The sequence below is a fragment of the Pseudarthrobacter sp. BRE9 genome (assembly GCF_031844305.1).
GTDB lineage: Bacteria > Actinomycetota > Actinomycetes > Actinomycetales > Micrococcaceae > Arthrobacter.
On sequence record NZ_JAUZUY010000011.1, the window covers coordinates 136,568 to 146,632 of the forward strand.

Consider the following 10,065-nt stretch of genomic DNA (forward strand, 5'->3'; position numbering starts at 1 on the left):
TCAGCGCCTGACAAACTGCGTCAACAGTTTGACGGAAACTGGTTGGGAGAATTTGTTCCATTGCGTTTGCTTCTGCACCCTCAAGACGCCCGCTCACTTTTGACAGGTATCACCCGAACGCCAGCTCACTTTGGACCCGGGGAGTGAGCGGGCGTTTGCTTCAAACGCACCAAACATGAGCGGGTGTTGGTCAGAAACCTGCCAAAGGTGAGCGGGCGTTGATCAGAAACCTGCCAGAGGTGAGCGGGCGTTGGATCTGTTATTTGCGTGCCGCCGCCTGCAGCAACGGCAGCGTTCGGGTGGGCATGACTTCCACCAGTGACATGGCAGTGCTGGTACGCACGACGCCGTCGATCGCCAGCATCGCGTTGGTGATCCTGTGCAGGTCGGCCGGGTCCTTCGCGGCCACCTTGGCGAGCAGGTCGGCATCGCCGGTGGTGGCGTGCATCTCGATGATTTCCGGGATGGTCTGCAACGCTGCCACAGCAACGTCACTGGAGGACTGGCTGATGGAAATCGAGATGAAGGCAAGCAGCGGGAGGCCCAGCGCCTCGGTCCGCACCCGCTGGCTGAAGGGGGCCAGGCTGCCGTCGGCGACCAGGCGGCGGAGCCGGGCGTGCACCGTATTGCGGGCCACGCCCAGGGTCCTGGAGAGGGACAGGACGGTGGCCTGCGGGTCCTGGTCGAGTGTGAGGAGGATCTCTGCGTCAAGAGCATCAATGAGGTGCATACTGAGCATTTTGCCACTCGGACAGTCCACGAGAACCTGATCTGTCCTCTGCAAAACGGTTGTGTTGCGCAAACGTCCTGGCCTCCCGCACCATGCTGACCATGACCAGCATCCTTCCCGAAGCCTTGGCACCCGAGGTCCGCGCCGCCGTCGCCCAACTTCCCGCCTATGTGGCCGGCAAGAGCGCGCAGTCTGCCCTGACGGCTGCCCTGGCCTCGAATGAAAGCCACTTCACTCCCCTGCCGTCTGTCATCGAAGCCATCTCCGCCGAGGCGGGCAGGATCCACCGGTACCCGAGCATGGGGGCAGTGGAGGCAAGGGACGCCATCGCCCGCCATTTCGATGTCAGCGCCGAGGAAGTTGCGGCCGGACCGGGCAGCTCCGGTGTGTTGCAGCAAATCATTTCCGCCGTCTGCGGCCACGGCGACGAGGTGGTGTACGCATGGCGGTCCTTCGAGGCGTACCCCATCCTGGTGGCAGTGGCGGGCGCCGTTTCGGTCCCCGTGCCGCTGCTGGCCAACGAACACCACGATCTCGGCGCCATGGCCGCGGCCATCACCGACCGCACCCGCCTGGTGATCCTGTGCTCACCCAACAACCCCACGGGCGTGTCCATCAGTGAGGCCGCACTGGAGGAGTTCCTCCGGTCGGTTCCGCCGCGCGTGCTCGTGGTACTGGACGAGGCCTACATCGAGTTCCAGCGCGGGCCCGGCATTGACTCGCTCGACTTCTACCGCCGCTACCCCAACCTGTGCATCCTGCGGACCTTCTCCAAGGCGTACGGGCTGGCAGGCCTGCGGATCGGTTATGCCATTGCCCGCCCGGAGATTGCCGAGGGCCTGCGCCGCACCGCCGTCCCCTTCGGCGTCAACCGGATGGCGCAGGCGGCCGCGGTTGCCTCGCTGGCGGCCGGGGACGAGATCCTCGAACGGACCGAGGCGGTAGCCCGTGAACGCACCCGCGTCATCGACGTGCTCCGGGACTACGGCTGGGAGGTGCCGGACAGCCAGGCCAACTTCTACTGGCTGCGCGCCTCAGACGATATGCGCATGCGGCTCCTGGAAGCATTGGCCGACGCCGACATCCTGGTGCGCGGCTACGCCGTCGACGGGGTCCGCATCACCCTGGCCGATAAAGCCACCAACAACCGGGTCCTTGCCGTGCTGTCCGACCGCGCGCGGTTCCTGGGTGGGGCGGCCACGGTCCGGTGAGTACCTCTACAGAAACTCCCGCTGCCGTAACCCCGGCTGCCGTAAACCCAACTGCCCCGGCCCGGCACCCGGAAGAGCCGACGGCGGGACCTTCAGCGCCGCCGTCGGCCGTCCGTCATTCCGTGGTTGAGGACGTCCTGGGCATCCTGACCGGCACCTTCGCGGCGTCGCTGGGGCTGTTCCTGCTCAAGTCGAGCGGGGCAGTGACCGGTGGCACCGCGGGCATGGCGCTGCTGCTCAGCTATTCGATCGCGCTGCCGTTCGGCGTCATCTTCTTCTCGGTGAACCTGCCGTTTTTCGCCCTGGCGGTGTGGAAGAAAGGCTGGAACTTCGCCCTCCGCACCGGCGCCGCGATTGCCCTGGTGTCCGTGATGGCCAGCCTGCATCCTGCCGCCCTGGGGCCGCTGCACATCGACCCGGTGTACGGCGTGCTGGGCGGAAACCTGCTCGCCGGCGTCGGCCTCCTGATCCTGTTCCGGCACCAGTCCAGCCTGGGCGGCTTCAACATCCTTGCCCTGCTGCTGCAGGACAAACTGAAATGGCGGGCGGGGTACGTGCAGATGGTGCTGGACGTCGCCATCGTCCTGGCATCGCTCGTGCTCGTGACGCCGCTGATGGTGCTGCTGTCCGCGGCCGGCGCCACCCTGCTGAACCTGATCGTTGCCCTGAACCATCGCCCCGGCCGCTACCTGGGAAAGTAGCCGGCGGTCCCGCTTTTTATTCCCCGCAAGCACCTGAAATATCTGCACGGGGAGCTGTGTTGCCGCCCATATGACAACAATCGGAATCATCGGTGCAGGACATATTGGAAGCCAGGTTGCACGGAAGGCCGTGGAACTGGGCTACGACGTAGTCATCAGCAACTCCCGCGGGCCGGAGACCCTGCAGGACCTCGTTTCAGAGCTGGGACCGAAGGCGCGGGCGGCCACCGCCGCCGAGGCAGCAGCGGCCGGCGAGTTCGCCGTAGTAACGGTGCCGCTGAAGAACTACAAGGACATCCCGGTGGAGCCGCTGGCGGGCAAGGTCGTGATCGATACGAACAACTACTACTGGGAGCGGGACGGCAGGATCCCCGCCCTGGACAACGGCGAAGCCACCACCTCCGGGCTGCTGCAGGAGCACCTGCCGCAGTCCAAGGTGGCCAAGGGCTTCAACCACATCATGGCCGCGGACATCACCACCGACGGAGCACCGGCGGGCACGGAAAACCGGCGGGCCCTGGCCACCTCCAGCAACTACCCGGAAGCCGCTGACCTGGTGACCCGCCTCTACGACGAATTCGGATTCGACACCGTGGACGTGGGGCCGCTGTCCGAAAGCTGGCGCGTGGAGCGGGACCGCCCTGCCTACGTAAAGCGGCAGAATGCCCTGGAGCTGAAGGACAACCTGGCAAAGGCTCCGCGGACCGTCTGATCATCCCGCGCAAAACTCCCGTCCCACCCAAAACTGGCTGGCAGTTTCTACTGCCGGCCAGTTCGGTGTTCAGGCACTACTTCCAGGCGGGTACCAGCACCACTTCGAACGGGCTGGGCGGCTGGTTGAACTGTGCATTGACTGCCGCGAGCGTGCCCTCCCCGAACAGGGCCACGGTGGTGGGGACATTGAACGCGCCGCTCTTGATGACGTTCCTGACCTCGGCGGAGGACAGGTCGCTGGAAAGATCCAGGCGCGTTATCTGGTTCAGCTGGTTCTGCACCGCCCAGACGTTATCGCCCCGTACCAGGATGCCGTCCACGAACGGAACGCTCACGCCCTTAATTGCAGCACTGTGTCCGGTCTTGGGGTTGACCGTATACAGGGCACCGTTCATGGAGTGGGCCACGATGAGGACCTTGCCGTCCTCCGACGCGGCAATGCCGTTGAGGTTGAACCCCTGCTTAAGCTCAGCGGCCGGGCCGTGGAGCTTAAGTGTCTTCACCTTGCCCAGTTCGCCGTGATCATCCACCGGCAGGAAGTAGAGTTCCGCGGCGGCCGAATTGGTGAACCAGGCGCCGTCACTGGTCAGCGTGACGTCATTGATGAATCCCTTGGCCAGGTCGAAGTCGGCCACCGGCTTGCCGGTCTCCGTGTTGTAGACGAATGCCTTGCCTGTGGCGGCTCCCGCCACAAACAACAGGTGGTGGCAGGTATCGGCCTTCATGCCGGCGGCGGCGCGGCCCGCCGGTGCGTCGATGAAGCGGGTTGCAGTGTCCTTGCGGATATCGCCGCGGAAAATATCGCCAGTGGAGAGTTCCCCTGCATAAAAAGTCTTGCCCTCCCCCGCCGCGATGCCCTCGGCGGAGGTGGCGCCGTCGAGCATTATCTCCCCGGAAGGTGACGCGGCCAGCGCCGGAAGGGCAGTGGGAAGAAGCAATGAAAAAGAGGCCACGAGCCCTGCGGCGGCACGGCGGCGTGTTGTTTGGCGCATGCTGGTTCCTTAGTCTGGGTTGATGCGCGCGGGGCCCATCTGCGGAAGCTCCGCACGATTGGTGCTGCCAGTTTAAGCGCCCGTATCGGGCTTGCGAAGGCATGGGGCTACCCAATCTGCTTACAATCGAAACCTCTGACCACTACTGAGGGACCCATGAAGAAATTCGCCACAGCCCTGTTTGCCGCCGGCCTCATTGCTTCCGCCACGGCCTGCTCCGCCACACACCAACTGTCCACCGCTGAAACCTGTGAGCGGATCCAGGCCGTTGTGTCGAACCCCGCCAACAATGCCGGCAAGACGGGCATGAACAACCTCGCAAACCAGATCCGCCCCATCCACGCGGTTGCCTCGGACGATCTCAAGCCCGCCCTGGCCTCGATCCTTGCGTACACGGATGAGCAGGCCAAGGAAAACCCGGACAAGGACAAGCTGGCCGATCTCCAGTCGGGCTACCAGGAAGCCGGCAGCACTTACAGCAAGTTCTGCGGCCAGGCCGGCGGCTGAACTAAGTGTCAAAAGAGGACCGGCCGCCTGCTGGACAGGCGGCCGGTCCTCTTTCGTGTCCGGGCCTAGAGGGTGGCCGGATCCGTATTGGCGCCGCAAAGGATGACCGCAACACGTTCATCCTTCCCCGGCACGTAAGCGCCGGAGGCCAGCGCGGCGTAGGCGGCTGCGGCGCCGTGCTCCACCACGATCCGGTAGTCGTTCCACAGCGCGGAGCGTGCGGCAATGATCTGTTCATCGGAGACCAGGACGCTTTCGACGCCGCAGCGGACCGCGACGGAGAACCCGATGTCGCCTATACGGCGGGCACCCAGGGAGTCAGCGGCGACCCCCGATACCGCGACATCCACCGGTTGCCCCGCCGCCAGGGCAGCGTGCAGGGTGGGTGCGGTTTCGGGTTCCACGGCCACGACGTTGGCGAAGCCTTCGACGGCGGCGGCTACTCCCGCCATCAGCCCGCCGCCGCCCACGGCCACCAGGACGGTGTCGACGTCCGGCACCTGTTCCAGCAGCTCGGAGCCAACCGTCCCGGCACCGGCCGCGATTTCCGGTTGGTCGTAGGCGTGGCAGTAGATGGCGCCGGTCTCCTCTGAGTGCGCAACGGCGGCCTGGTAGGCGGCCGCGTACTCCGCACCGCCCTGGACCACCGTGGCTCCGGTGGCCTTCAGTTTCCTGACTTTGACGGCCGGCGCTGCTGCGGGAACGAAGACGGTTGCGGGCACGCCGAGCTGCCTGGCTGCATAGGCGTTGGCCAGGCCCGCGTTCCCGCCTGAGGCCACCACAATGGCCACGTCTGCCCGCAGCTCACCCTGCTCCTTGCTGGCCAGGATCCGGTTCAGCGCACCCCGGGCCTTGAATGTGCCGGTGTGCTGCATGAACTCGCATTTGAACCAGACCTGGCCCTCGGTGCTGTCCGGGTCCGCCTGCAGGACCGGCGTCCTGCGGATGAGGCCGGCGGTCCGGGACGAAGCCTGGTCGATGTCAGCGCGGGTGATCATGGTCAGACTTCGTCATCCCAGCTGCCTGCCTCCTCCAACGCCTCTTCGGGCTTGTGCTCGCGGGCTGCTTCTTCGCCTCCCACATATGACGCCGGAACTGTTCCGGGGGCATGCGCCTGCTGTTCCTCACGGATGTTCGAAGCACCCGGCAGTTCCGGGTGCTGGCCGGCCTGCGGTGCCTTTTTGGCCTCGTCCTTGGCCTCGTCCGGGTCGCCCGGCCCGCGGAGGTCCGCGGTGTTCTGGGGATCGTCGCTGGAAACGGTCATGGTCCTGCCTTTCGCCTGGAACTGCTGTACACCTGCCGGGGAACGCCGGCCCGCCTCCAGCCTACGGTCTAGAGGTAGTCACCGGCCCGTTCCCGCGCGATTTCCAGCAGGGTTGAGTGGAAGGCGACCTCTGCCGGGGCGTACACCTTGTCCTGGCGCTGCGCCAGCAAGACCCGGCGCAGCGGTGCGGCCTCGCCCAGGCTAAGAACCCGCACGTCCGGGTGCTGCAGTGCCACCGCAGTTTTGGGGACCATGGCCACCCCCATCCCGACGCTCACCATCGCCTGGGCTTCCTGGTAATCGTTGGCCTGGAAGGCGATGACTGGTTCGAAACCTGCGTCATGGGCGGACCGCTGCAGGACTTCCACCACCGGGTGCGCCTCCGCACGCACAATCCACGATTCGTTGCGGAGATCCTCCATGCTGACCTGCTCCCGGTCCGCAAGCCGGTGCCCCCGCGCCACCAGGACCACGGTGCTCTCACGGAACACCTCGGTGACGCGGATGGCGTCGTCATGGAAGGGATTCCAGGGATAGTCCCAGAGCAGGCACAGCCCGGTGACCCCGGACTCGAGATCCGCCACGAGCTCGTCGAAGCGGGCACTGCGCAGCGACAGGCCGATTGCCGGGTAGCGCTTTTTGAAGGCCCGGATGACGAGTGGGAGGAAGGAACCGGCCAGGGTGGGAAACGTACCCACGGTCAGGGAGCCGCGGTTGAGTCCTGCCAGCTGGTTCAGGTCGGACTGCGCTGCCCGCATCTGCCTCACGATCTTGCGCGCGTGTCCTGCGAGCATTTGCCCTGCCTCGGTGGGTACCACCCCCCGCGAGCGGCGGTTCAACAGCGGTTGCCCCACCTCCTGCTCCAGCTTGCGGAGTTGCTGGGACACGGCGGACGGGCTGTACAGCTTCAATTCGGCTGCCGCGGTGATGGATCCCTGCTCCACCACCTCCAGGAGCAGGGCGAGCCGGCGGATGTCGAACAAATAGTCCTCATCGTCGTGAAGCAACGCTTAATCCTTCCCCGGATTTGGTTCAGTGGCTGAAGGAGGTCCCACAAATCACGTTTCCCGCGGGACCTTTGCAGCGTCCAGGGCAGATGCCGCGGCTTCCCTTGCCCCGTCCAATCAGTGACTGAAGCAATGCTACATCCCTCTTCAGTTATTGGACATTGTCTTCATTTGTGAGCTGGGTCATTCTCGTTACAGGCGCCAAAACGAAGATCAGGCACAAGGAGATGTGGGACGACAATGAGGTTCGAAGCGGAATGGATGCGCGGCGGCACCAGCAAGTGCTGGGTGTTCGAGGCGGGGCACCTTCAGGAGGGCGGCGCCAGCCTGGATGTGCTGCTGCCGCGGCTGTACGGGAGCCCCGACTCCCGGCAAATTGACGGCGTGGGCGGGGCCACCTCCACCACCAGCAAGGCCGTGATCCTGCATCGGGCGGCCGGGGGTGGCGTGGATATTGAGTTCACCTTCGCCCAGGTAGGCATCGAAGAGGCCACGGTGGACTGGGGCAGCAACTGCGGAAACTGCTCGGCAGTAGTCGGGCTGTACGCCATCGAGAAGGGCTGGGTGGTTCCCGACGGCGACGTCACCCGCGTTGTCACCCGGAACACGAACACCGGGCAGATCATCGTCCAGCGGGTGGCCACTCCGTCCGGCGAATTGCCGGACGTCCCGGCGGCGCACATGCCGGGCGTACCGTTTGCGGGCCATCTGGTGGGGCTGGGTTTCCAGGACCCCGCCGGGAAGACCACCGGCGCCCTGCTGCCCACGGGCGCAGCAACCGAGACCATCACTGCCGGCGGAACACGTTGGACCGTCTCGATGGTGGATGCCGGAGCTCCGGTGGTGATGGTCCGGGCCGCGGAACTTGGCCTGGACCCGGCCCGCTATGAAAGCTGGCAGTCCGGCATCGAGCAGCAGCTCGACGTCCTGGAACAGATCCGCCGGCAGGCAGCCGTGCGGATGGGACTGGCTCCCACCATCGCCGGTGCGGCCCGCGCCATCCCCAAGCTCGCCGTCGTCGGGGCTCCCACTGCATCCGACCCGGCATGCGAAGTCAACGTCATGATGCTTTCCATGGGCAAGCCGCACCCCGCGCTGGCCATTACCGGAAGCATCGCCCTGACCCTGGCTGCCCGGACGCCGGGCACTGTACTGCACGCCATCACAGGCGATCCCATGGGCACGACCCTGCGCCTCCGCACCCCGGCCGGGGTGATCGAGACGTGGACCGAAGACCACGACGGGAGCCTGCTCGTCGGCGTCGACCGCACGGCCCGCACTATCGCCACCACCATCATCCATCTCCCCGAGGTTTCCGGCAGCGTCGCCGCTGCAGCCCTCGCGGGTGCTTCCCTCTGAGGAGACCATCATGACTAAGACTGTCCAAACCGAGGACACGCAGGCCGAAGAGGCTCTGGCCAAAGGCCCGCTCGCCAAAGACGTGGAGCGCAGCGCAGCGCCCGCACCGGCAACACGGGATGAGCGCCCCGCGCGCGCTTCCTCCCGGCGTCGTATCCTGCTGTGGGTGGTGGCCGGCCTGGCCATCCTGGGTGTGATTGCCCTCGTTGTCGGCGGCATCTTCAACCAGGGAGCCGCCACTGACCCGGAGCCGACCATGACCGCTGTCCAGATCATCCCGCTGGTGATCCTCGTGGTGATGTTCGTCGTGGCCACCAAATGGCCGCTGAACATCGGCGTGATGGGGCTCGTGGCGTCTTTCGGCGTCGGATATTTCATGCTCGGGATGTCCGATAAGCAGATCCTCGAAGAGTTCCCGGCCAGCATCGTCCTGACCATCATCGGTGTCACCTACTTCTTCAGCATGGCCCAGCGGAACGGCACCATCGACATCATCGTCAAGGCCTGCGTGCGGATGGTTCGCGGCAAGACGCTGCTGCTGCCGTGGGTGTTCTTCCTGATCGCGGCGGCGCTGACCTCGCTCGGAACGTTCTCCCCCGCCGCCATCGCGCTGTTGGCACCGGCCGCCATCGGGTTCGCGTACGAGTCCCGGATCCATCCGGTGGTCATGGGCGCATTCATCATTAATGGCGCACACGCCGGCGGCTTTTCCCCGTTGTCCGTGGCCGGCGTCCTGGTCCATGACATCGCGCTGAAGAATGATTTCCCGATTTCCCAGGCCGGTTTGTTCATCGCCAGCTTCGCCCTGAACCTGATCCTGTCGGTGCTCACAATTGTTTTGTTCGCCCTGATCGGCAAGCTGCGCGACGGCGCCAGCGGGCAGCACGTGGACATCGACACCTCGTCCACCGGGCGCCCGCACGGCCAGCAGATCCTGACGCTGGCGCTGATCGCGGCAATGCTGGTGTGCACCCTCGGCTTCCACATGCCCATCGGTTTCGTGGCCCTCTCCGCCGGACTCCTGCTCGCCTTCATCAACATCAAGGAACACAAGACCTTCATCGGCGGAATCTCCTGGTCCACCGTCATGCTGGTGGCCGGCATGATCACCTACGTATCCCTGCTGCAGCACGTGGGCGTCATCGATACCCTGGCCGAGCAGGCCCTGGCCCTGGGGGCGCCGCTGCTGATCGCGCTCGTCCTCTGCTACGTGATCGGTGTCGGCTCGGCCTTCGCCTCCTCCACCGCCTTGTTGACCGCGTTCATCCCGCTGGCCGGACCCCTCCTGGCCACCAGCTCGCTCAGCGCCTCCGGAACCGTTGCGGCCCTGGCCATCGCCGCCACCGTCGTCGACGTCTCCCCGTTCTCCACGGATGGTGCGCTGGTAGTGGCCAACGCCCGCGACGACGACCGGCAGCGCGTCTACAAGCAGCTGATGTTCTACGCGGGCGGTGTGGTGCTGGTGGCACCGGCCCTGGCCTGGGCATTGCTGGTACCTACCGGCATCATGTAGGCCTGTATTGGACCACCGGGCGGGGGGGCCCCCCCGGGGGGGGGGGGGCCCCCCCCGCCGCTGGCGT

Annotated in this window: 11 protein-coding genes; 6 read left to right on the forward strand and 5 right to left on the reverse strand. The window is 65.7% G+C overall.

What is annotated here, in order from left to right:
* Window positions 1-259: 259 nt before the first annotated feature.
* Window positions 260-739: an Lrp/AsnC family transcriptional regulator gene (locus Q9R31_RS18105; RefSeq protein WP_311264096.1), complete on the reverse strand. Its 480-nt coding sequence runs from the start codon at window positions 737-739 to the stop codon at window positions 260-262.
* Window positions 740-822: 83 nt separating this feature from the next.
* On the opposite strand from Q9R31_RS18105, the gene hisC reads away from it, so the two are divergent.
* From hisC to Q9R31_RS18120, 3 genes are all read left to right on the forward strand, one after another.
* Window positions 823-1,941, forward strand: coding sequence for a histidinol-phosphate transaminase (gene hisC, locus Q9R31_RS18110; protein ID WP_311264097.1), 1,119 nt, complete (start codon window positions 823-825; stop codon window positions 1,939-1,941).
* Window positions 1,938-2,642 carry a YitT family protein gene (locus Q9R31_RS18115; protein ID WP_397428270.1) on the forward strand — a complete coding sequence of 235 codons (705 nt, stop codon included), beginning with the start codon at window positions 1,938-1,940 and terminating at the stop codon, window positions 2,640-2,642. The genes hisC and Q9R31_RS18115 overlap by 4 nt, the downstream gene beginning before the upstream one ends.
* Before the next feature lie 70 nt (window positions 2,643-2,712).
* Window positions 2,713-3,354, forward strand: a complete 642-nt coding sequence (locus tag Q9R31_RS18120) for an NAD(P)-binding domain-containing protein (RefSeq protein WP_311264098.1) — start codon at window positions 2,713-2,715, stop codon at window positions 3,352-3,354.
* A 76-nt stretch (window positions 3,355-3,430) separates the two neighbouring features.
* Here Q9R31_RS18120 and Q9R31_RS18125 read toward each other — a convergent pair whose 3' ends face one another.
* On the reverse strand, window positions 3,431-4,348 hold the full coding sequence (locus Q9R31_RS18125; RefSeq protein WP_311264099.1) for a hypothetical protein: 918 nt from the start codon (window positions 4,346-4,348) through the stop codon (window positions 3,431-3,433).
* Window positions 4,349-4,504: 156 nt separating this feature from the next.
* Between Q9R31_RS18125 and Q9R31_RS18130 the strand changes: the two genes are divergently transcribed.
* Window positions 4,505-4,855, forward strand: coding sequence for a hypothetical protein (locus Q9R31_RS18130; RefSeq protein WP_311264100.1), 351 nt, complete (start codon window positions 4,505-4,507; stop codon window positions 4,853-4,855).
* A 65-nt stretch (window positions 4,856-4,920) separates the two neighbouring features.
* Here the strand turns inward: Q9R31_RS18130 and Q9R31_RS18135 are convergent, their stop codons facing one another.
* The 3 genes from Q9R31_RS18135 to Q9R31_RS18145 all read right to left on the reverse strand — a co-directional run bounded on the left by Q9R31_RS18135 (window position 4,921) and on the right by Q9R31_RS18145 (window position 7,126).
* Entirely contained in the window at window positions 4,921-5,853 is a 933-nt protein-coding gene (locus Q9R31_RS18135) for a threonine/serine dehydratase (RefSeq protein ID WP_311264101.1), read from the reverse strand.
* 2 nt (window positions 5,854-5,855) lie between these two features.
* Window positions 5,856-6,119 (reverse strand): hypothetical protein, encoded by a 264-nt coding sequence (locus tag Q9R31_RS18140; protein ID WP_311264102.1) that lies wholly within the window; start codon window positions 6,117-6,119, stop codon window positions 5,856-5,858.
* A 68-nt stretch (window positions 6,120-6,187) separates the two neighbouring features.
* Window positions 6,188-7,126 (reverse strand): LysR substrate-binding domain-containing protein, encoded by a 939-nt coding sequence (locus Q9R31_RS18145; protein WP_311264103.1) that lies wholly within the window; start codon window positions 7,124-7,126, stop codon window positions 6,188-6,190.
* 240 nt (window positions 7,127-7,366) lie between these two features.
* On the opposite strand from Q9R31_RS18145, the gene Q9R31_RS18150 reads away from it, so the two are divergent.
* Both Q9R31_RS18150 and Q9R31_RS18155 read left to right on the forward strand, forming a co-directional pair.
* A complete protein-coding gene (locus tag Q9R31_RS18150) occupies window positions 7,367-8,485 on the forward strand; it encodes a PrpF domain-containing protein (RefSeq protein WP_311264104.1) in 1,119 nt (372 codons plus the stop codon).
* A 10-nt stretch (window positions 8,486-8,495) separates the two neighbouring features.
* Window positions 8,496-9,998 carry an SLC13 family permease gene (locus Q9R31_RS18155; RefSeq protein ID WP_311264105.1) on the forward strand — a complete coding sequence of 501 codons (1,503 nt, stop codon included), beginning with the start codon at window positions 8,496-8,498 and terminating at the stop codon, window positions 9,996-9,998.
* The last annotated feature ends 67 nt before the right edge of the window (window positions 9,999-10,065 follow it).

Coding starts and splice junctions, on each gene's coding strand:
- Q9R31_RS18140 (WP_311264102.1), bottom strand. CDS start 6,119: ATGACCGTTTCCAGCGACGATCCCCAGAACACCGCGGACCTCCGCGGG.
- Q9R31_RS18130 (WP_311264100.1), top strand. CDS start 4,505: ATGAAGAAATTCGCCACAGCCCTGTTTGCCGCCGGCCTCATTGCTTCC.
- Q9R31_RS18135 (WP_311264101.1), bottom strand. CDS start 5,853: ATGATCACCCGCGCTGACATCGACCAGGCTTCGTCCCGGACCGCCGGC.
- Q9R31_RS18105 (WP_311264096.1), bottom strand. CDS start 739: ATGCTCAGTATGCACCTCATTGATGCTCTTGACGCAGAGATCCTCCTC.
- hisC (WP_311264097.1), top strand. CDS start 823: ATGCTGACCATGACCAGCATCCTTCCCGAAGCCTTGGCACCCGAGGTC.
- Q9R31_RS18155 (WP_311264105.1), top strand. CDS start 8,496: ATGACTAAGACTGTCCAAACCGAGGACACGCAGGCCGAAGAGGCTCTG.
- Q9R31_RS18125 (WP_311264099.1), bottom strand. CDS start 4,348: ATGCGCCAAACAACACGCCGCCGTGCCGCCGCAGGGCTCGTGGCCTCT.
- Q9R31_RS18120 (WP_311264098.1), top strand. CDS start 2,713: ATGACAACAATCGGAATCATCGGTGCAGGACATATTGGAAGCCAGGTT.
- Q9R31_RS18150 (WP_311264104.1), top strand. CDS start 7,367: ATGAGGTTCGAAGCGGAATGGATGCGCGGCGGCACCAGCAAGTGCTGG.